Genomic DNA, 21402 nt, shown 5'->3' with positions numbered 1-21402 from the left:
CCGCACACCATGATTCGACCGAATACCGACGACCAGCTCCGCCTGCCCGTGCACAACGGCCACTCCTTGCTCGCGGGCCTGCGCAGGCATCGCCACGATCCGGTGCTCACCCTCGGCGACGCCGTGCTCACCGGCGCCGAGGTCACCGACGCGATCGGCCGCTACGCCACCGCGCTGGCCGCCCACGGCGTCGACACCGGCACGCCCGTGGGCGTGCTGGCGCTCAACCGTCCCGAGGTGCTGTTCACCATCGGCGCGGGCCAGATCCGCGGGCATCGCCGCACCGCGCTGCACCCCATGGGCGGACTGGACGATCACGCCTACGTCCTCGACGACGCGGGCATCTCGGTGCTCATCCTCGATCCGCTGCCGCCCTTCGTCGAACGCGCCCGCGCCCTGGTGGATCTCGTGCCGGGACTGACGAAAGTGCTTGTGCTGGGCCCGGTTCCGGAGCAACTCGCCGACGTGGGCGTGGACTTGCTGGCGACGGTGGAGCAGACGCCGTCCGGCCCGGTGGAGGCCACCGAACTGCCGCCAGATCACGTGGTGTCCGTCAGCTACACCGGCGGCACCACCGGCAAGCCGAAGGGCGTGGTCGGGACCGCGCTGGGCATGGCGACGATGACGCAGATCCAGCTCGCCGAATGGGAGTGGCCGCACCGCCCGAAGTTCCTGGTGTGCACGCCGCTCTCGCACGCGGGTGCGGCGTTCTTCGTGCCGACCGTCCTGCTGGGCGGGCACTGCGTGGTGGTGCCCCGCTTCGATCCGGGCGAGGTGCTGCGCGTCATCGAGGAGCACCGGATCACCGCGACGATGCTGGTGCCGTCGATGCTCTACGCGTTGCTCGACCACCCCGACATCGCCACCCGCGACCTCTCCTCGCTCGAGACCGTCTACTACGGGGCTTCCGCGATCGACCAGCATCGCCTGCAAGAGGCGATCGACCGGTTCGGCCCGATCTTCGCGCAGTACTACGGCCAGTCCGAGGCGCCGATGGTGATCAGCTACCTCGGCAAGAGTGAGCATGATCGCGCCCGGCTCACCTCCTGCGGCAGGCCCTCGCACGCGCTGCGCGTCGCGCTGCTCGACACCGAAGGGCAGCGCGTCCCGGAGGGCGAGGTCGGGGAGATCTGCGTGTCCGGCCCGCTGCTCGCCGCCGGGTATCTCGGCCTGCCGGAGACCACGGCCGAGACGTTCCGCGACGGCTGGCTGCGCACCGGGGACCTGGCGCGCGAGGACGCCGACGGCTTCCTGCACATCGTGGGCCGCAGCAAGGACATGATCGTCACCGGCGGATTCAACGTCTTCCCCCGCGAGATCGAGGATGTCGTCGCCGAGCACCCCGACGTCGCCGACGTGGCGGTGGTGGGCGTGCCCGACGCGCACTGGGGCGAGGCCGTCACCGCCGTGGTGGTGCTGCGCGCGGGCGACGGGCACGACCGCGACGCCATCACCGCGCAGATCCAGCGCACGGTGAAGCAGCGCAAGGGTTCGGTGCAATCGCCCAAGCACGTCTTGTTCACCGGACCGCTGCCGCTCACCGGGCTGGGCAAGCCGGACAAGAAGAAGATCCGCGAGATCGCCGCCGCCGCAATCGAATCCGGGGCTCCGGTCCGGTGAGCGCGTGCCTGACTACAATGCAGTCGTGACCAGTGCCATCGAGCGGGACGGCGCCGCGCCGCCCACCACCGAGCAGCGGTTGGTGGCGGCGGCGGAGCGCCTGTTCGCCGAGCGCGGGATCGACGCCGTCTCGCTGCGCGCGGTGATGACCGAGGCGGGCACCAACGTGGCGTCGGTCCACTACCACTTCGGGTCCAAGGACGCCCTGATCAGCGCGGTGGTGCGGCGGCGCAGCGAGGCCGTGGCCTCCCGGCGCGCGGCCCTGCTCGACGCCATGGAGTCCGCGGGCGACCCCACGCCGCGCGGTCTGGCCGAGGCGTTCGTGCTGCCGGTGTGGGAGCTGGCCTGCGGCGAGGGCGCGTCGTGGGTGAAGTTCATCGCCGGCATCCTGGCCGGAGGACATCAGGCGCTCGCGCTGGTCAGCGAGGGATTCACCGACCAGGCCGTGCGCTTCACCTCGCTGATGGGGCGCATCGACCCGGATCTGCCCCGCCCCACCGTGCGCTTCCGCCTGGCCCAGGCGATGACGCTCACCTTCCACGCCCTCGGCGACCTGCACAGCACCCGCGACCTGGTCGCGCTCTCCGGTGTCGACATCACGCCCGAGCAGGCGAAAGCCGAACTCATCGATGTCGTCACCGCCATACTCACCGGCCCGCCCGACAGCCCCCGTTCCGAGAGGAAAGCCCCGTGAAGACCCGATTGCGTTGCCCCTGCGGCGAATTGATCACCGGCTCCGACGAAGACGATCTGGTGGAGAAGACCCGCGCGCACCTCACCGAGAACCATCCCGGTCACGACTACTCGCGCGACGAGATCCTGTTGTTCGCGTACTGAGCTCGCGCACTCACGAACCGCTCACGCGGGGCAGCCGTTCACCGTCGACGGCGTCGATCTCCGAATCGATCCACGCGCCGAGCATGCGCGCGGTCATCTCGATCGCCTCCTGCCGCTGCCGCTGGTCGACCTCGAGCGCCGAGGCGCGCAGCACGGCGGCGAAGCCGGTGTTGATGAACACGAACGTCATCACGTCGTACTCGCGGTCGTCACCGGGGCCGAGGATCTGGATGATGAGCACCTTCACCAACAGGTGCAGCCGGGGTTCGAACTCCGGGATGCCGCTGTTGTAGAACTGCACGCCGGCCACCAGCGCGCGCACCAGCTCCGCGTTGGCCACCAGTTCCTCGGTGATGACGGTGAGGATGTCGGACACGATCTGGCGGGACGACTTCTCCGAGAGATCGAAGACCCGCTGGGTGAACCGCCGCTCGATGTCCTCGAGCAGCCGCGAGAGCAGTTCCTCCACGATCACGGTGCGGTCGCTGAAATATCGGTACACGGTCCCGATGCTCAGCCCGGCCTCGGAGGCGATGCGGTTCGTGGACGTGTTCGCGATGCCGCGCTCGCCGAACAGGCGGGCCGCGGTGTCGAGAATGTGCTCACGGGTTGCCTTCGCCCGTTCCTGGGTGGGACGGCGACGTTGTCCCACAGCCTTCGCTGGCACCGTGTAGTCCTCCTGTCCTCGGCCCACTCACTCCTCGGGGCACCGCCCGGCCCGAGCCGCCGAGGTTGCCCCGATTCAACTATCGGCCATCACCGGCCGCCCGGACCCCGTCGGCACGGTGGTAGATCACCCAGAATCCACGCACCGCCCTTGTGCCCGGCACCAATGCGCGCACCGGCCGCGACAGCCGTCCACGAAAAGTGAGCTTCCGGCGATCATAGTGTTCTTCCCGCTTGCCCGAGCGGCGTTTTCGAGGATGAAATCGCAGGTAGCGGGCAGGAACTACGCCGGAGCGGTCAGGTGCGAAGGAGAGTAGAAGGTGAGTGGGTGCTCGAATTACAGTTCACGCTGGGTGAACTGCTCGCGGCGGGCCGGGTCGGCACGACGCATTCGCCGGTCGCGAGCCCGCGGTGACAAGGAGGTCTGCCCGTGACGATTCAGAGCATCAATCGTCCCGCACCGGTCGGTTCCGGGAACCCGATCGCGATCCCTCCGCACGAGGTTCACGAGATGGCCAGGCAACTCGTCGCCGGGCTCAAGAGCTCGGGAACGCCGTGCGGGTCCCTGCCCGCCGACGCGGCCGTCGTCGCCCGCGTCTGCCTGGACCGGGTGATCGACCGGATGAACGGCTCGTCGGGGGACGGCGCGGCCGACGCGCTGCACGCGGCGGCCGCCGGCTGGGCGCGCGACGGCATCCCGATCGACGTGGCGCTGCACGTCCTGCATCGCGGCTTCACCGCGGCGCTGGAGCTGATCCTGGGCCGGGTGCGCGCCGCCGGACAGGCCGACGTGGTCGCCTGCGCCGACGCGATCCTGCACGTGCTCGACGCGGTGACGGCCGCGGTGGGCAAGGCGTATGTGCGCGAGCACAAAGCGGCGGCGGCCGAACACCATACGGCCGTGCACAACCTGACCTCGGCACTGCTCGGCGGCAACACCAGCTCGTCGCTGGCCAGGGAGAGCGGACTGCCGGTCGCCGACCGGTACCACGTGCTGGCCGTCTCGTTGCCGCCCCATTCCGACGAATGCGACCCCCGGCTCGACGGCCGGGTGGTCGCGCGGCGCAAGCTCCGCAGGGTGCAGGCCTCGCTGGCCGATCAGTTCGGCGACCGGGTGCTGTCGCTGCTGTCGGTGAACGGCGGCACGGTGCTCTTCCCGGCGAACCTGCGCGACGACCGCGAAGTCGACGACGTGGTACGTCAATTGTCCGACGCCGCACGGGTTCCGGTGATCGCGACGCTGGTGACGGCAAGCGCCGAGGAGGTGGCGGGCGCCGCGCAGCAGGCCCACGAACTGCTCGACATGCTCGAACGCCTCGGTGGCGAATCCGGCCTGCACCGATTCTCCGATTTGGCGCTGTATTACCAGCTGACCAGGCCCGGCACCGGGCGCGAGGCGTTGCGCGCGCACCTCGCTCCCTTGGACGACCATCCGGAACTGCTGACGACGCTGCGCGACTACCTCGACCACGAGCACGACCGCCGCCGCACGGCCCGCCACCTGCACGTGCATCCCAACACGGTCGACTACCGGCTGCGCCGCATCGCCCAGCTCACCGGCCTGGACCCGGGCAAGCCCGACCAGATCTGGATCCTGCGTTCCGCCATGGCCGCCCGCGCCGCCGAACCCGTCCCCGAAATCCGTTCCGCCTGAACCGGCGGCCCGCATTTCTTCCGGACCGCCGAATTCTCGGCGGCTACAGTGAGCGCGTATGAGGCCCGGATTTATGTTGTCCGCAGTGGCGCGCCTGCTTCTCTCGGTGCTCGCCGGGGTGATGGTCGGGGTGCCGGTGGGAATCACCACGCGGGTGCCGTTGGGGATTGTTTCCGGAATCACCGCCACCGCCACGGTTTTCGTGATCGCCGGGTGGCTGGTGTTGTGGCCGATGGACGAGCACCGCACGCGAGCGGTGGTGCGGCGCGAGGATTTCCGGCCGCTGGTGGACGAACTCGTGGTGGTCGCGGCGGCGCTGAGCGGTCTGGTCGGCATCGTGGTGATCCTGGTGCTGGGCAGCTCCGGCGCAGGTCACGCGGCCGCGGCGACCGCGCTGGGCGGGGTGTTCATGGCGTGGGCGGCGCTGCACCTGATGTATGCCACGCGGTACGCGTATCTGTACTACGCCGAACCGATCGGCGGCATCGATTTCAATAACGAAGACGAACAACCCGCCTATCGCGATTTCTTCTATTTCAGCTACAACCTCGGCATGACCTATCAGGTCTCCGACACCGATGTGTCGAGCCGGACCATTCGGGCGGTCGCGCTGCGGCACAATCTGCTGTCCTATGTGTTCGGCACCGTCATCCTCGCGACCACCATCAATCTGGTCGCCGGAATCGCGACCGGCTGATACCCCTCGGCACCGGAGCACGAGGACTACCATTCGGTGCAGCAGCCCGATTTCCGATGTGTCACGAAGACCCGCTGCCGCGCGCCCTCGCGGCGGCCTGGCGAAGGGTGCGGCGATGACCAGAGGTTCCGTCGAAGATCGCGATACCGGCCACGAGTCCGACGACGGCAGGCCGGAATTCCATCCCTATCACCACCCCGCCGCCGGGTGGGGCGCCGCCGAGAGCGTCACCCGTTTCCTGGCGAAGGAGGGCGAGGGCATCGCGGGGCCGCGCGCCATCCTCAAGATGAACCACGAGAACGGCGGCTTCGACTGTCCCGGCTGCGCCTGGCCCGACGACACCAAGGGCTTGCACCTCGACATCTGCGAGAACGGCATCAAACACGTCGCGTGGGAGATGACGCACAAGCGGGTCGACGCGGCGTTCTTCGCCCGGCACACGGTGACCGAGCTGTCGGGATGGAGTGAATTCGAGCTGGAGAACCAGGGCAGGCTCACCGAGCCGATGAGCTACGACCCCGCCACCGACCGCTACCTCCCGATCTCGTGGCCGGAGGCGTTCGAGCTGGCCGGGCGCACGCTGCGCGAACTCGACGACCCGAACCAGGCCGCCTTCTACACCTCGGGCCGCCTCGGCAACGAGGCCACCTTCCTGTATCAACTGCTGGCGCGCGAGCTGGGCACGAACAACCTGCCCGACTGCTCCAACATGTGCCACGAGGCGAGCGGGCGCGCCTTGCAGGCGGCGCTGGGCACCGGCAAGGGCACCGTCGACCTGGCCGACTGGGAGACCGCCGACGCGCTGTTCATCTTCGGCGTGAACGCCGCCTCCAACGCGCCGCGCATGCTCACCGCCCTGGTCGAGGCCTACCGGCGCGGCGCGCGGATCGTGCACGTGAACCCGCTGGTCGAGGCGGCGGCGCGGCGCGCGATCATCCCGCACGACTTCGTGAAGATGGCCACCTTCCGCGCGACCCCTACCAGCACGCTCAACCTGCAACCGCGCATCGGCGGCGATATGGCCGTGCTGCGCGGCATCGCCAAGGCCGTGTTCGAGGAGTCGGCCGCGAACCCGAAGGCTTTGGACCGCCAGTTCATCGAGCGCTACACCGCCGGTTACGAGGACTACCGCGCGGTGTGCGAGGCGACCACCTGGGCCGAGCTCGAACAGCGCTCGGGTGTGCGCGCCGAGGAGATCCGCAAGGCCGCGCGCATCTACTGCGACGCCGACCGCAGCATCGTCAGCTGGTGCCTGGGCGTCACGCAGCACGAGCACGGCGTCGACACCGTCCGCGAGATCGTGAATCTGCTGCTGTTGCGCGGCAATCTGGGTCGCGAGGGCGCGGGTCCCTCGCCCGTGCGCGGGCACAGCAATGTGCAGGGCAACCGCACCTGCGGCATCGATCACCGCCCGAGCCAGGACTTCCTGAACCGGCTGGCGCTCGTGTGCGGGATCGACCCGCCGCGCGAACACGGTATGGACACGGTCGCGACCATAGACGCCATGCACGCGGGCCGGGTGCGCGTATTCGTCGGTATGGGCGGCAATTTCGCGATCGCCGCGCCCGACACCGCCTACACGTTCGACGCGCTGCGCCGGTGTGAGCTGACCGTGCAGGTGAGCACCAAGCTCAACCGGAGCCACCTGGTGCACGGCCGGCGCGCGCTGATCCTGCCGTGCGTGGGCCGCACCGAGAAGGACGTGCAGCGCGGCGGCGTGCAGGCGACCTCGGTGGAGGACTCGATGAGCATGGTGCACCTGTCGGTCGGGATGAAGAAGCCCGCGTCCCCGCACCTGCTCTCCGAACCGGCGATCATCGCCGGGATCGCGCGCGCCGCGCTGCCCGACAGCCCCACGCCGTGGGAGCACTACATCGAGAACTACGACCGGATCCGCGACACCATGGCCGAGGTGTTCGACGGCTTCGAGGATTTCAACCGCCGCGTGCGGTTGCCGCTCGGGTTCCGGATCCGCCAGCCCGCACGGGAATTGGTGTTCCGCACGCCCTCGGGCCGCGCCGAGTTCTCCGCCGCGCCACTGCCCGACGGCACGCGCGAACCCGGCACGCTCACCCTTGCCACGATGCGGGCGCACGATCAGTGGAACACCACCATCTACTCCGAGAACGATCGCTATCGCGGTGTGAAGAACCTGCGCACACTGGTTTTCATGAATGCCGACGATATGCGCGAGCGCGGTCTGTCCGAATTCGACGAGGTCGACATCACCAGCATCGCCCGCGACGGCACCACTCGCTCCCTGCACCGCTACCAGGCGATTCCTTACGACATCCCGCCCGGGTGTGCCGCCGGCTACATGCCGGAGATGAACGTGCTGTGCGCGATCGGCGATTACAGCACGCAGAGCGATCAGCCGATCATGAAGAATCTCACGGTCCGCATCGAACCCAGTCCGGTGGGATGAAATCCCGGTCTTCTTGATACTGCGCGACAAGGTATCGGCGTCGAATTGGTTTCCGGCGCAGAATTGTTTACGCCGATTTCGCCGTAGTGCGGATCCGTGATTAGAGTCGGCCCGGCCGGATGTGCCGGGCACGCGGTTGATCGTGCTCGGCGCGGCCGACGAACTCCCGCCGATCCGCCGACTCTCGGGCGCCATGGATGCCGCCCGCACCGAGCTGAGTGCGCTGTCGCGCCCGCCGGCCAGGACTGAACGGAAAACCCCGATATGTGCGCCCTCTGCGGCATCGCCGACTTCACCGAACCGGTCGACCCGCGCCCCGTCGCGGCCATGTGCGCGATACAGCGCCACCGCGGCCCCGACGACCACACCACCTGGCACGACCGGCACATCGCCCTCGGCTTCCAGCGCCTGTCCATCGTGGACGTGGCCCACGGCGCGCAGCCCGTGGCCGACGAGACCGGCCGGGTGCGCGCCCTGCTCAACGGCGAGATCTACAACCACCGGCGGTTGCGCCGGGAGCTGGCGGCGCGCGGGCACCGGTTCCGCAGCGACAGCGACGCGGAGGTGATCCCGCACCTCTACGAGGAGTACGGGGAGCGGTTCGCCGACCATCTGGACGGGGATTTCGGCATCGCGATCTGGGACGCCGCGCGGCGGCGGTTGACGCTGGCCCGCGACCGCGTGGGCGTCAAACCGCTCTTCTACCACCGGCGTGGCAGCCGGATCACCTTCGCGTCCGAGATCAAGGGCATCTTCGCGGCCGGGGTGTGCGCACCGGAGATCGACCCGCAGGGGTTGAGCGACTGCCTGTTCTACGGGCACACGATCGCGCCGGGCACCTTCTGGCGCGACGTGCGCGATCTGGAACCCGGGACCGTGCTCACCGCCGATGCCGACGGTGTGCGAATTCGGCGGTACTTCAGCATCTTTCAGCGCCCCGATCCCGACGCGCCGCTGCTCACCGGCCGCGCGGCGGTCGAGGCGTTCGACGAGGCGTTCACCGCCGCGGTGGCCAAACGCGTTCCCGACGAGGTCGAGGCCGGTATCGCGTTGAGCGGCGGGCTCGATTCCTCCGCCATCGCCGCCGTCGCCGCGCGGCGCTGCGACGCGCCGCTGACCACGCTCAGCGTGCGGCTGGACGGTGCGATCCACGACGAGACCGAGATGTCGCGGCTGGTGGCGGAGTCGCTGCGGGTGCCGAACCACGAGGCCGAGATGACCGGGGCGCGGGCCTGTGAGCTGCTGCCGAAGAGCATGTGGCACTTCGAATCCCCGTTCTGGTACGGCGGCGTCGCCTCCCCCTTCCTGGACCTGACGGCGCTGGCCCGCGACCGGGGACTCAAGGTCGCGATGAGCGGCGACGGCTCCGACGAACTGCTCGCCGGGTACGACTTCTACCGGTTGATGCGGCTGAGTTCGCGTTTGGAGACCATGCGTCTGGACTTCCTGCAACCGATGGTGTGGCGGCAGGCGACGAAGTGGATCGGCGCGCCCAGCGGCATCGACCGCCACATCGTCGACCTCGCCACGCGCCGTGGGCAATACACGGATAAGTACGGGCAGATGCCGCCCTGGGTGTACCTGTGGAGCGCGCTGTCGGGCACAGCGCGACCGGCCGTGCTCACGGATCTTCCTGAGCCGTCGGCACTTCCGCGCCCGCCCGAGCACACCACCCTGCACCGGCAGATGCATTTCGAGTTCCACACGCGGCTGCCGCACTGGGTGCTGCCGATCTCCGACCGGCTCGGGATGGCGCACGGCATCGAGGTGCGGGTGCCGTTCCTGGACCGCGACGTGCTCGACGTCTGCGCGGAGATCGATCCGGGCATGCTGGTGCGCCTGGGCACCGAGAAGTACGTGCTCAAGCGGGCGATGGCACCGCTGCTGCCCAAGCCGATCGTGCGGCGGCGCAAGAAGCCGTTCATGACACCGGTCGGCGCCTGGTACCTCAGCGGCCCCGGTGCGGACCTCGCCGCCGACCACCTCTCCCGCGACGCCGTGCGCCGCTACGGATTGTTCGATCCCGAAGTGACGGAACGGATCTGGCGCACCGCCGTGGATCAGCCGGGCACCTGGGCGGGCAGTACGGCCGAGTGGGCGTCGATGGCGATCCTGTGCACGCACCTGGTGGTCGACCAGTTCAGCGCCGAGCGGTTCGCGTCGGGGGCTATCGCGGGAGCGGCGTCGTGATCCCGTCGCTGCCCCGCGTCGCCGAATGGCACGAACTGGCCCTGCACGCCGCCGCGCAGCCGGGGCTGGCGTTGCTCGCGCCCCTGGGGGCGGTGACCGCGCCGATCCGCAAGGTGCCGAAATTCGGCTGGGTGGTGTCGGATCCGGAGCTCGCGCGCGAAGTGCACCGGGACAGTGAGCATTTCAGCATCGCGGCCGACGGTGCGTCGGGGCACTGGTGGTCGCAGATGCTGGGCGATTTCGCCGCCGACCGGTTCGAGGGCCCCGCGCACCAGCAGTTGCGGGCGGGGCTCGGCGATCTGTTCTCCCGGCCCGCCTCGGAGCATCTGGTGGAGACGTCGACGGGCGTGCTACTCGAGCGGCTGCGCACCGATCTGGCGGCGGGCCGCACCGTCGACATCGCCGAGTTCGGCAAGGTGTTCACGGCGAGCGCGATGGTCGATATCGCCGGGCTGCCGCGCGAAACCGGCACCGCCGCACCGTATGTCGAGTACTTCGCCGCGATGGAGCGGTTGGCCGACCTCGGCAAGGGCAACTGGTCCACCACACGGGTACCCGCGCGCAATCAGCGGAAGGGGCGCGCGCTGTCGGCGCTGATCGGCGCGACCGTGGATCAGGCCTACGACTCGGCCGGTCCGGATACCGTGATCGGCCGGTGCCGCGAGCTGGGGTTGACGCTCGAGCAGACGCGCGGGTTCACCGTGCTGCTCGTGGTGGCGGGAACCGTCACGCTGGCCAGCACGCTCGGCAGGCTCGTCGCGCTGCTGCACGACACCGGCGACCAGCACCGGCTCCTCGGCGACGCCGGCCTGATCCCCGAAGCCGTGCGGGAGGGGCTGCGGGTGACGAGTTCGATGCCCGTGGTGGGGCGCGGGGTTGTCGGCGACGTCGAACTGGGCGGGAAGCATCTGCGCGCGGGCGACCGCGTGAAGGTGATGACCTGGTACATCGACAATTCCGTAGGCCGGTTCGACCTGGACCTCGGCTACGTGGCGCGCACCCGGCAGCTCTGGTTCGGGGGCGGTAAGCACTTCTGCCTCGGCGCCGCGCTCACCCACGTGCAGATGACGCGCTTCCTCGAGGTGCTGCTCGCCGCGGGCCGGCCGTGGGAGATCACCCGCCGCCGTTACCGTTTCAACGCGTTCGTCCCGCTTTATCGCACGCTGGACATCCGGCTGCGCTGACGCGGGTTCGTGGGGACGCCGCAACACCCGGACGCGGTGTAGGTGTTGGCAGGTGCCGTCGCCGCGCCTGGGGCCACCGGCGTCAGGGCATCGACCGCGAGTGCGGGCGGCGACTCGATACGTGCCGCGCCGCTCCGACGGGAACAGCTTCGAGCACGGGAACGTGCCCCGGGCGACGAACACGGGGACATGCCCCGTACGACGCATTGCGTTGAGGTCAGGCGGTTTCGAGCGTCGTATGGACCGGGATCGTGCCGGTGGAGATGTCGAGGACCGGGCAGTGGGCGTCGACGGCGCGCTGGAGTTCCTCGTAGCGTTCCGGGGATTCGGGGCCGGTGACGCGCACGGTGACGCGGACCTGCTGGAAACCGGGGCGCACGGTGTCGTCGAGGCCGAAGAAGCCGCGCACGTCGAGATCACCCTCGGCGGAGATCGCCAGATCGTCGACCTGGATGCCGAGGCGCTCCGCCCAGAAGCGGTAGGTGACCACCTGGCAGGAGATGAGGGCGGCGAGGTAGTGCTCGACGGGGTTGGCGGCGGTGTTCTCGCCGCCGAGCGCCGGGGGTTCGTCCACGCGCAGGGTGTGCGAACCCGCGCTGATCGCGCTGCCGACGGCGCCCTCCGGCGTGCCGCTCGCGCGAAAGACCACGACGGCGTTCGCGGGATTGTCGGCGACCGCCTTCGCGGTGGCGTCGGTGATGGCGTTGAGCGACAGCGATGTGGTCATCCTTCGCACGGTAGGAATGCCGGGCGGGCGGGGCGACGGTCGCGCTCGGCGTGAATCCAACCCTGGCGCGCCGTCGGGCAGACTCGAGTGATGAGCCGACGCAGTGAACCGAGTCAGCGAGAATCGCCCACGCCGAAGCCGAACTTCGGCGAGGCGGTGGGTTCCGAGGCCCAGTATGACGTCTTCGCCGACGAGTACCTGGAGCACGCGCGCGACGGCTTCTACAACGCGCACTACGACCGGCCCGCGTGCCTGGCGCTGCTCGGCGACGTGGCGGGCCGCGACGTCCTGGACGCGGCGTGCGGTCCCGGCCTCTACGCCGAGGAACTGGCCGCGCGCGGCGCGCGGGTGAGCGGGTTCGACCAGAGCGCGCGGATGGTCGAGTTGAGCCGGGAACGAGTGCCCGGCGGGAACTTTCGCGTGCACGACCTCGGTGAACCGCTGGACTGGGTGGCGGACTCGTCCGTCGACGCGGTGCTCCTGGCCCTGGTGCTGGAGTACGTGGACGACCGGGTCGCGATGCTGCGCGAACTGCGCCGCGTGCTGCGCCCCGACGGCGCACTGGTCCTCTCGCGCCCGCACCCCACGGGCGACTGGCTGCGCCACGGCGGCAACTACTTCGAACCGCGCGTGATCGAGGAGGTGTGGAGTCGCGGGTGGCGCATGCGGTACTGGCTGGCCCCACTCGAACGGACCTGCGAGGAGTTGCGCGCCACCGGCTTCCTGCTCGAACGTGTGCTGGAGCCGCGTCCCACCGCGGCCGCCGCGCACGTCGATCCCGAACGCTACGAACGGCTTTCGCGGGAACCGTCGGGGTTCCTGGCGATCCGGGCCATCCCCGACCCGCGCTGAGCGTCCAGGTCCGGGGCGGTGAACGCGGTCGCCGAGGCGCGATCACGTCGGTGCGGTGGGCTCGAGACCGCGCTCTCGACCCGCAGAGGCCGTCAGCTGACGCATTCACCCGGTGCGGCGCGCTGCCCACACGCTGCGCTCGGTGCGCAGGGTGAGGTCGGCGCGGCGCAGGATGCTGCCGGGGCCGTCGGTGTCGAGCAGGTGGTCGAGGGCGGTGCGGTCGGCCGGGTCGAGGGCGTCGGACACGCTGTGGCGGAGACGGCGCAGTCCGTTGAGGGCGTAGATGCCGACCGCCGGGTTGTGGGCGCCGTCGATGCGCACGGTGAGCGCGCGTTCCTTGTCGACCGTGAAGCCGGCGGCCGTGAGGATCGGCCCCCAGTCGGCGCCGCGATGGGAAAGGTGCTCGCTGTGGCGGCTGTCGCTCACCGCGTGGCAGCGGTCTTCCAGGCCGGGCCGGTCCTCCGGCGCGTCGGCGGGCAGGAATCGGGGGAATCCGGCCAGCTCGACCACCGCCAGCAGCCCGCCCGGCGCGAGGATGTCGTGCACCCTGCGCAACGCGCGGTCCGGGTCGGCGAGGTGGTGCAGGGAGGCCGACGCCCACACCAGATCGGGCGTGCCGAGCGCGGGCCACTCGGCGGCGTCGAGATCGGCCCGCACCGTGTCCACGCGCCCGTCCACGCCTCGCGCGCAAGCCTTTTCGCGCAGGCGCAGCAGGTGCTCGGCCGACGCGTCGACCGCCGCGATCCGCGCCTCGGGGAAACGGTCCAGCAGGGCGAAGGTGCCCGCCCCGGTCCCGCTGCCCAGATCGACGATCCGCCGGGGCTCGGTCGTGACCGGCAGACCGGCGATGATCGCGGCGGTGTGCTCGGCCAGCACCTCCGCGTCCAGGTCGAGGATGTCGGCTTGATCGTGGTGGCGGGGTGAGTGTGCGTGCGGCATGCCGTCACGCTAGGACGGATAGGCAGTTTTTGGCACGATTTCTTGCGGTATCGGCAAGAAGATTGCTGTACCGGCAATTACCTCCGGCTCCGATGTCGGCCGCGCGAACCCAGGGCCTCACTCCTCGTCGGCGACAGGTTCCGGACGCGGCTGCTCGGCCTGTTTCGGCGCGGCGGGCACCCAACCGCGCAACGGCTGCACGACCGTGCCGTAGAAGGTGTCGGTGGCGGCGGTGACGCTGGTGATGAAGCTCGCGGCGGTGCCCGACCGGCGGCTGCCCATGGGGAACGTGCGCTCTAGAGAGAACGAGGTGAGCGTGCCGCCGCGTCCCTCGGTGAGCGATTTCGGATTCGCGCGCACGGTGTCGAGGAGTTCGCACGCCTCGTTGCCGCGTTCGGAGAACACCGCTTCGACGGTGAGATCGACCGGTGCGCCGTCGAGCTGTTTGACCAGCCAGGAAACGCGCCGCGCCGCCGTGCCCTCGTCGGGGGCGTCGAGGGTGGTGCGGCAGCGGACCTTGTTGGTGCGCACGTCGGCGGCGACGATCAGATCGCCCGCCGTGTCCGGGATGCGCAACACGGTCTCGAATACGCCGTCGGCCGCGAGCCGCTCGGCGACCGCGGCGTTGCGGGCCGCGCGATCGGCCCGATGTTTGCGCGGCAGAACGTGTTTGACGGTGACGCCGAGTTCGGCGGTGAGCCGCAGCGCGAGATGGCGGGACAGTGACACCCAGGTGTCGGCCACCGCCAGCGCCTTCTGATCGCCGGCGCGCAGCGTCCCCGCTGTCACGGCGTCGCGCACCGCCACCCAGTGCCGCCCCATGTCCACGAACTCCGTCGCGCCGGACCGCGGGTGGTCGAGGTAGCGCAGGAATTCACTGAGCAGCCACGCGTGCAGATCCTCCTCGATACCGCCGTGCGACAACAGCATCCGAGCCTCGTGCGCCACCTCAGCCCACGACAGGTGCCGCAACTCGACCTTGGCGAGCTTGCGGCGGTCCACCTCCACCGGCAGCTCGCCCGGCCCGGCCGGCACGTCGTTGGACAGACTCACCACCACGTCGTACTTCTTGCGGCGCGCCACGTCGAGGTAGCTCTCCAGCTGGTCGCGGCGGAGTTTGCCGTTGCCGGTCTTCACCTCGAGCAATCCGGTCCAGGTCCGGCTGCCTCGCATCACTTTCAGCACGGCGTCGGGGATCACCTTCGTCTCGCCCCGCTCGTACTGCACCTCGACGTACGCCTCGAAAGCACCTGCCGGAGCGCCCATTCGAGCGCACAGCGCTCGCGCGAAGGGCCGGACCGCCTGCATGGTCGCGAGCAGCGCCGAGGTGGCGCGGCGCTCCTGCTCCTCGCCCGCGCCCACGCCGACCACGGAGAACAGGCGCGCGGGCTGCCACGTCTCCGATTCGGCCAGTTTGAATTCCGGCGGTTTGGCCTTCTTCACGGCCTTCTTGGCGGTGCGGATGCCCCGGGCGCGGGTGGGCATGCGCGCCGCGGGGCGGGCGGGCTCCGGCGCGCTCGACGAATCGGGCTCCGTTGCCTCGGCTGCGGTTTCCGTTGCCCGAGCGGCAGTTTCGACTTCCCCGGCAGGATCATGTTCGACTTCCCGGGCAAGATCATTCTCGACGTCCTCGACGGGATCGTCGTCCACCGCCACACCGAAATCCGTCGCCAGCCCGGCCAGACCCGAGTCCCACCCCTGGCCGACCGCGCGCGCCCGCCACGCGCCGTCGCGCCGGTACACCTCGCCGAAGACGAACGCCGACTCCGTGGTCGCGTCGGCCGTGACGTACTCCGCGAGCGACTGCCCCGCCGCGTCCACGACCAGCAGGGTGAGCTTGCCGAGCGCGCCGAACGTCCCGGCGGACAGGCTCCCGGCCAGCGCGACGGTGTGCACCGATTCGGGGAGCGCTCCCAGGTCGACGGCGATCCGGGCCTGCGCGCCCTCTTCCGTGGCGCTCACCCCGAGGAAGCGCACCGCACCGCAGGACGACTCCGGCTGGTTGTAGAAGACGAAGTCGGCGTCGGAGGCCACCGTGCGCGCGGCGCCGAGCAGCAGCGCCGAGGCGTCCACCTCTACCTCCGTCTCGGTCCAGCCGAGGACGACGTCGACGCGGTCCACGTCGGCGGGCAGCGGCACGTTCTGCCCCTTCGACAACGCCGGACACGCCACCGCACCGTCACCGTTCCTCGACATGCACACACCCCGATTCGAAAAGCACCACGCCGGAATAGCTTCCGGAGCACGCTACGGTCTGGGGCGGGCACGCGGGGCCGCCTCCGCCGAGAACTAGGGCATGGGCGGGGAGGAAACCGACCGTTCCCCGGTTCGGCCGTGACAGGATTCGGGGGTCCGGTCGATCCCTCGGAGGTGTGGCGATGTTGATCGAGAAAGAGCGCTGGGCGGGCATCCGGGACGGGTCGGTGACGGTGCTGTTCCGGCGGTGGCGGCACCGGCAGGCGTCGGCGGGCGGGACGTATCGCACCGGCGCGGGGCGGATCGTGGTGGAGAGCATGGCCGAGGTGGACCCGCAGCGGGTGCGGCTGGCGGACGTGCGGGCGGCGGGATACCGGTCGGTGGCGCACATGGTCGCCGACCTGCGGGGCGAGGAAGGTGCCCCGGTGTACATGTTGCGGATCCGGGTGGCGGAGGGCCCCGACCCGCGAGAAGAACTGTCGCACGCGGATCAGTTGTCCGCCGAGGACGTCGCCGCGATCAGTGGCAAGCTCGAGCGGATGGATCGGTCCGGTGCGGACGGGCCGTGGACGCTGGCGACGCTGCGGATCATCGAGCAGATGCCCGCGACCCGCGCGCCGGATCTGGCCGAGCGGCTGGGCCGGGAGCCCGACCGGTTCAAGATCGACGTGCGCAAGCTGAAGAACCTCGGCCTCACCCACAGCCTCGGGGTGGGCTACCGGCTGTCGCCGCGCGGGATCGCCTACCTGCGGGCGCGCGAGAACGCCTAGTTTCGATTCATATTCGATGCGGGTTTCGACCAAACCGCCGCGCGGTGCTGCGCGAAGTCCCTTCCGTCAACTCATCCAGGCGGCCCGAGGCCGCGCGACGGAGGACAGAAGCTATGACGATCATGACACGCACGCTCGCGACGGCCGCGGTGCTGGCCGCCGCGGTGGCGGGTGCGGCGGGCTGCACCGACGACGGATCCGACGGCGAGGCGAGCGCCACCACGACGACCGCCGCCCCCACCACCACGATGACCACCACCGAGATGGGCGCGGCCGCGAACCTGGTGGGACCGGGCTGCGCCGCCTACGCCGAGCAGGTGCCGACCGGAGCGGGCTCGGTGAGCGGGATGGCGCAGGACCCGGTCGCGGTGGCCGCGTCCAATAACCCGCTGCTCACCACGCTGACCGCGGCCGTGTCGGGCCAGGTGAACCCCGAGGTGAACCTCGTCGACACCCTCAACGGCGGGCAGTTCACCGTGTTCGCGCCGGTGGACGCGGCGTTCGAGAAGATCCCGCCGGAGACCATCGACGGGCTGCGCACCGACTCCGAGACCCTCACCGGCATCCTGACCTACCACGTGGTGCCGGGCCAGATCGCGCCCGATCGGATCGCGGGCAGCCACGAGACGGTCGAGGGGTCCGAGGTGACCGTGACCCGCTCCGGCGACACCATCACCGTCGGCGACGCGTCGGTGATCTGCGGTGGAGTGCAGACCGCGAATGCCACGGTGTATCTGATCGACACCGTGCTGATGCCGCCGGCCTGAGGTAGCAAACGCTGGGTGAGCAACGCTTTGTCGAGGCAATCGAGCCTCGATCGGATCCCGCCGAACGCGCCCCGCGCCGGGCCGCGCGCACAGATACGTGCCGCGGCTCGGGTGGGCACCCGCCTTCCCGCGCCCGAAGCAACCACAAGCGACCGGGCCAGCCGTGTGCCGCGAGCGGAACGAACGCACCGTATGCCGACAGAGAACGATCGATACGCCAACGGTAGGTCTACACCTGACCGTCGGTACCGGCGTAGAAGGCCGAACCCAGCGAAAGTGCCTAGGCTGGAGAACACGACAGCCGCGCCGGGCGTACGTGCGGAGGTATGGCGGTGAAAGCACTCGTCCACGACGAACCACCAGCGACCGAGGAACCGGGTCCGGGCCGGTTCGCGGCGGCCGGGGCCGGTGTGCTGGGCGCCGCCACCGTGCTCGGGGTCGGGCATCTCGTGGCGGCGATGGTCGATCCGGACGCGTCGCCGTTCCTCGTGCTCGGGTCGACGATGGTCGATCTCACGCCGCGGCCGCTGAAGGACTTCGCGATCCGGCAGTTCGGCGCCAACGACAAAGCGGTGCTGTTCCTCGCGATGGCTGTGGTCATGGTGGTGGGCGCGGCCGTCGCCGGACTGCTGGAGCGTCGTCGGCGGTTCGCCGGGGTGGCCCTGCTCGCGGCGCTCGGGGCGGTGACACTCGTGGCGGCGCTCCAAAGGCCCACCGCCACGCCGTCGTTCGCTCTCCCCGCGCTGGTCGGCACTGTCGCGGGCGCGCTGGCGCTGCGCGCGCTGATGGATGCGGCCGAGACCGATCCGACCGCGCCGGGGCGACGGAAGTTCCTCGGCGTGGCGGCCGGGGTGGGTGTGCTCGCGCTCGGCGCGGCGGCGGGCGGGCGGTGGCTGACCGAGCGGCTGCGCGACTCCGTCGGCGACCGCGAGGTGTTCGCCCTGCCCGCCGTGGACGCACCCGCCCCGCCCCCGCCGGTCGAGGCGACGGCGCCGGTCGGCGGGGTGACGCGGTTCGTGACGCCGAACAACCAGTTCTACCGTGTGGACACCGCGCTGCGCCTGCCCGCGCTGCCGAGCGGCGAGTGGCGGCTGCGCGTGCACGGGATGGTCGAGCGGGAGGTGGTCTACGACTTCGAGGCGTTGCGCGGGCGCCGCGCCGTCGAGCGGATGGTCACCCTCACCTGCGTGTCCAACGAGGTCGGTGGCGACCTCGCGGGCAACGCGGTGTGGACCGGGTATCCACTGGCCGATCTGCTCGCCGAAGCCGGGGTGCGGCCCGACGCCGACATGCTGCTGTCCCGCAGCATCGACGGATTCACCGCGAGCACACCGGTGTCCGCGATCCTGGACGGGCGCGACGCGTTGCTCGCGATCGGCATGAACGGGGAGCCCCTGCCGATCCAGCACGGGTATCCGGCCCGCCTGGTGATCCCCGGACTCTACGGCTACGTGTCCGCGACCAAGTGGGTGGTCGACCTCGAGCTGACGCGCTTCGACCGCGCCACCGCCTATTGGACCGACCGCGGGTGGGCCGACCGCGCGCCCATCGAAACCGCCTCCCGCATCGACGTTCCCGGCTCGTTCGGGAAGGTGCCCGCCGGTGAGGTGGTGGTGGCCGGGGTCGCCTGGGCGCAACGGCGCGGCATCACCGCCGTGGAGGTCCAGGTGGACGATCGCCCGTGGCAGCCCGCCACCCTCGCGGCCGAATACTCCACCGACACTTGGCGACAGTGGTACTGGCGGTGGGACGCCACCCCCGGCACGCACACCCTGCGCGTGCGCGCGACCGACGGCACGGGAGCGGTGCAGACCGAGGAGCGCACGCCACCGTTCCCCGACGGGGCGACCGGGTGGCATTCGCGGGTTGTCACCGTGCAGTGAAAAGTGTTGCGCTCGTGATCAGATCGGGGCGTTCGACCACCACTGGTCGTAGAGATCCTGTCCGGTGTGGTGGTCCCAGCTGACGTCGACGATGATCCAGGCGCGGCCGGGGTCGTCGAAGCGGACCGTGAGCAGGCCCGCGTTGCCGCCCGGATAGTAGGTCCAGCGGACCTTGCCGGTGCCGGAGTCGCGGGACCAGTCCTCCTCGCGGGTGGTGTCGTTGTCGATATTGGTGCGGAAGGTGGAGTCGCGGCGCGGATCGCCGGCACGGAACGACCAGACATACCAGTGGATTCCGTTGTCCTGGCGACATTCCACCGCCGGGGCGCCGCCGTTGTTCAGCACGTCCAGCCCGGTGCAGGTGGCGCCGTTGAAGCCGCGGCCGGAGGGGGTGTCGGGCAGCAGGCCGGGGAACAGGCCGACGAGTTCACCGTTGCGGCCCCACGCCGGGGCGACCACCTTCGTGGTGGTGGTGGACGGTGCGGTGGCCGTGGGAGGGGCCGAGGTGGCGGCCGTCGTGGTCAACGGAGTGGGTGGACCGTCCGCCCGGTCGCCGAAGCCGCCCGCCGTGCGGATCGCCACGGCCGCGACCAAGGCGATGACGAGGACGCCCACGCCCGCCGCCAGCACCATCCACGCGGTGCGGTGGCGGTTGGGCGCTGGAACCTGCTGTGGGGCAGGCTGATTCCTATTGGACTGTGTGAGCGGCACAGCGCCCGGCGGGGCCGCCCACGAGCCGGGCGGTACGTGCTGCGGTCCGGTCCCGGTGAACGACACCGGATCAGCGCCGCCGTGGCCGGGCCGGACGTGCTGGAGCGACCCGGCACCGGTGTTGGGTGTCGCAGCAACGCCACCGGAATCGGGTGGGCGTCGCGCGGATCCAGTGCGCGCGCCCGAATCGTGTCGCGCGCCCGGCGGATCGACCGGCCCGGCGGGGATCCCTCCCTGGTGGATGCCTGGGCCGCCGCCCTCCCCGGCAGGCTGGGCACCACCGTGTGCTGCCGGGGTCGACCATGCCTCCGCGCGAGAGGAAGCCGGGCCACCCATCGCAGCGCCACCGCCCACAGAGTGCTGGCCTGTATTCCCAGCTCCACCCGGCGAATGTTCTTGCGACCCGGTCGAATAGCCCGCTCGTCCCGCATCGGCGGGCGGCAGTGCGCGTTGCGCCGCGACGGCGAGATCGCGGCAGCTCGCGTATCGGTCGGCGGGGTCTTTCGCCAGGGCCTTCCCGATGACCTCGTCCAGTGCGGGCGGCAGCGACGGATCGTGTGCCGTCACGCGGGGCGGCGGGTTGAACAGGTGTGCCGAGACCACGGCGGCCGGTGACGGCCCGGCGAAAGGCACTGTGCCCGTGAGCATGTGGAAGAGGGTGCAGCCGAGCGAGTAGATGTCGGCGCGGTGGTCGAGGTCGTCGCCGCTGATCTGTTCGGGCGCGGCGTAGGCCAGGGTCGCGACGAGCACGCCGCTGGCGGTGACGGCGGCGTCGTCGCGGCTGCGGGCGATACCGAAGTCGGTGACGAACACCTGGTCGCGGCCCTCGTCGTCCACCGCGACCAGCAGGTTGGCCGGTTTCACGTCACGGTGCAGCAGGCCCCGGTGGTGCGCCGCGTCCAGTCCGGCCGCAGCCTGCGCGATGATGTCGACCGCGCGCCGGGGCGGCAGTTCCGCGCGGCCGCGCCGGATCAGGTCGGACACGTCGCTGCCGTCCACGCGGCGCATGGAGATCCAGAGCCGGTCGCCCTCCTGCCCGCGATCGTAGACCTCGACCACGTTCGGGTGATCCAGGCGCACAGCGAGTTCCGCCTCGCGCTCGAATCGGATGCGGAAATCGCCGTCGGCGCCGGCGGAGAGGTCGAGCACCTTCAGCGCCACCGAGCGCGGCAGGCGCGGGTGCCGCGCCAGGTACACGGTGCCCATCCCACCGGACCCCAGGATGCGTTCGATGCGATACCCGGCGAACACGGTTCCCGGTTCCAGCGCCATGGTTCTCGTCCC

17 protein-coding genes are annotated in these 21402 nt (G+C 70.5%); 12 read left to right on the top strand and 5 right to left on the bottom strand.

All coding sequences use genetic code 11. The annotated features are described in order from the left end of the window. Positions 1-9 precede the first annotated feature (9 nt). The 3 genes from fadD8 to OHB21_RS26255 are packed head-to-tail and all read left to right on the top strand — an operon-like array spanning position 10 to position 2457. Positions 10-1620, top strand: coding sequence for a fatty-acid--CoA ligase FadD8 (fadD8, locus tag OHB21_RS26265; RefSeq protein WP_067511457.1), 1611 nt, complete (start codon positions 10-12; stop codon positions 1618-1620). 25 nt (positions 1621-1645) lie between these two features. Then, positions 1646-2314 (top strand): TetR/AcrR family transcriptional regulator, encoded by a 669-nt coding sequence (locus OHB21_RS26260; protein ID WP_067511458.1) that lies wholly within the window; start codon positions 1646-1648, stop codon positions 2312-2314. Continuing rightward, positions 2311-2457 carry a DUF1059 domain-containing protein gene (locus tag OHB21_RS26255; RefSeq protein ID WP_067511459.1) on the top strand — a complete coding sequence of 49 codons (147 nt, stop codon included), beginning with the start codon at positions 2311-2313 and terminating at the stop codon, positions 2455-2457. Before OHB21_RS26260 ends, OHB21_RS26255 begins: the two co-directional genes overlap by 4 nt. 10 nt (positions 2458-2467) lie before the next feature. Here the strand turns inward: OHB21_RS26255 and OHB21_RS26250 are convergent, their stop codons facing one another. Further along, positions 2468-3124, bottom strand: a complete 657-nt coding sequence (locus OHB21_RS26250) for a TetR/AcrR family transcriptional regulator (RefSeq protein ID WP_067511489.1) — start codon at positions 3122-3124, stop codon at positions 2468-2470. A gap of 429 nt (positions 3125-3553) precedes the next feature. On the opposite strand from OHB21_RS26250, the gene OHB21_RS26245 reads away from it, so the two are divergent. The 5 genes from OHB21_RS26245 to OHB21_RS26225 all read left to right on the top strand — a co-directional run bounded on the left by OHB21_RS26245 (position 3554) and on the right by OHB21_RS26225 (position 11273). Beyond that, entirely contained in the window at positions 3554-4777 is a 1224-nt protein-coding gene (locus OHB21_RS26245; RefSeq protein ID WP_067511460.1) for a PucR family transcriptional regulator, read from the top strand. A gap of 58 nt (positions 4778-4835) precedes the next feature. Further along, complete coding sequence (locus OHB21_RS26240; protein WP_195126301.1) at positions 4836-5474, top strand: DUF1345 domain-containing protein; 639 nt, start codon at positions 4836-4838, stop codon at positions 5472-5474. Between the two features lie 115 nt (positions 5475-5589). After that, positions 5590-7899 (top strand): FdhF/YdeP family oxidoreductase, encoded by a 2310-nt coding sequence (locus OHB21_RS26235; RefSeq protein WP_195126302.1) that lies wholly within the window; start codon positions 5590-5592, stop codon positions 7897-7899. A 264-nt stretch (positions 7900-8163) separates the two neighbouring features. Beyond that, positions 8164-10089, top strand: coding sequence for an asparagine synthase (glutamine-hydrolyzing) (asnB, locus tag OHB21_RS26230; protein ID WP_067511463.1), 1926 nt, complete (start codon positions 8164-8166; stop codon positions 10087-10089). Next, a complete protein-coding gene (locus OHB21_RS26225) occupies positions 10086-11273 on the top strand; it encodes a cytochrome P450 (RefSeq protein WP_084537927.1) in 1188 nt (395 codons plus the stop codon). The genes asnB and OHB21_RS26225 overlap by 4 nt, the downstream gene beginning before the upstream one ends. A gap of 217 nt (positions 11274-11490) precedes the next feature. On the opposite strand, the gene OHB21_RS26220 is transcribed toward OHB21_RS26225, so the two are convergent. Continuing rightward, positions 11491-12000, bottom strand: coding sequence for an OsmC family protein (locus OHB21_RS26220; RefSeq protein ID WP_067511464.1), 510 nt, complete (start codon positions 11998-12000; stop codon positions 11491-11493). 90 nt (positions 12001-12090) lie between these two features. Here OHB21_RS26220 and OHB21_RS26215 point away from each other — a divergent pair, with 90 nt between their 5' ends. Next, positions 12091-12852: a class I SAM-dependent methyltransferase gene (locus OHB21_RS26215; protein ID WP_067511465.1), complete on the top strand. Its 762-nt coding sequence runs from the start codon at positions 12091-12093 to the stop codon at positions 12850-12852. Positions 12853-12957: 105 nt separating this feature from the next. On the opposite strand, the gene OHB21_RS26210 is transcribed toward OHB21_RS26215, so the two are convergent. Both OHB21_RS26210 and OHB21_RS26205 read right to left on the bottom strand, forming a co-directional pair. Beyond that, on the bottom strand, positions 12958-13791 hold the full coding sequence (locus OHB21_RS26210) for a class I SAM-dependent methyltransferase (protein WP_067511466.1): 834 nt from the start codon (positions 13789-13791) through the stop codon (positions 12958-12960). Between the two features lie 117 nt (positions 13792-13908). Beyond that, the gene (locus OHB21_RS26205) at positions 13909-15963 is read right to left on the bottom strand and encodes a TerD family protein (protein WP_195126313.1); all 2055 of its coding nucleotides are present in this window, start codon (positions 15961-15963) and stop codon (positions 13909-13911) included. A gap of 206 nt (positions 15964-16169) precedes the next feature. Here OHB21_RS26205 and OHB21_RS26200 point away from each other — a divergent pair, with 206 nt between their 5' ends. The 3 genes from OHB21_RS26200 to OHB21_RS26190 all read left to right on the top strand — a co-directional run bounded on the left by OHB21_RS26200 (position 16170) and on the right by OHB21_RS26190 (position 19407). After that, positions 16170-16757 (top strand): hypothetical protein, encoded by a 588-nt coding sequence (locus tag OHB21_RS26200; protein ID WP_067511491.1) that lies wholly within the window; start codon positions 16170-16172, stop codon positions 16755-16757. Between the two features lie 113 nt (positions 16758-16870). Then, positions 16871-17524 (top strand): fasciclin domain-containing protein, encoded by a 654-nt coding sequence (locus OHB21_RS26195; protein WP_067511468.1) that lies wholly within the window; start codon positions 16871-16873, stop codon positions 17522-17524. 458 nt (positions 17525-17982) lie between these two features. Further along, positions 17983-19407, top strand: coding sequence for a molybdopterin-dependent oxidoreductase (locus OHB21_RS26190; protein WP_407675260.1), 1425 nt, complete (start codon positions 17983-17985; stop codon positions 19405-19407). An 18-nt stretch (positions 19408-19425) separates the two neighbouring features. On the opposite strand, the gene OHB21_RS26185 is transcribed toward OHB21_RS26190, so the two are convergent. Further along, positions 19426-21390 (bottom strand): serine/threonine-protein kinase, encoded by a 1965-nt coding sequence (locus tag OHB21_RS26185; protein WP_228791789.1) that lies wholly within the window; start codon positions 21388-21390, stop codon positions 19426-19428. Between the last annotated feature and the right edge of the window lie 12 nt (positions 21391-21402).

The sequence above is a fragment of the Nocardia puris genome (assembly GCF_036051655.1).
Taxonomy (GTDB): domain Bacteria; phylum Actinomycetota; class Actinomycetes; order Mycobacteriales; family Mycobacteriaceae; genus Nocardia; species Nocardia puris.
This window is presented reverse-complemented; position numbering and strand designations above follow the sequence as displayed.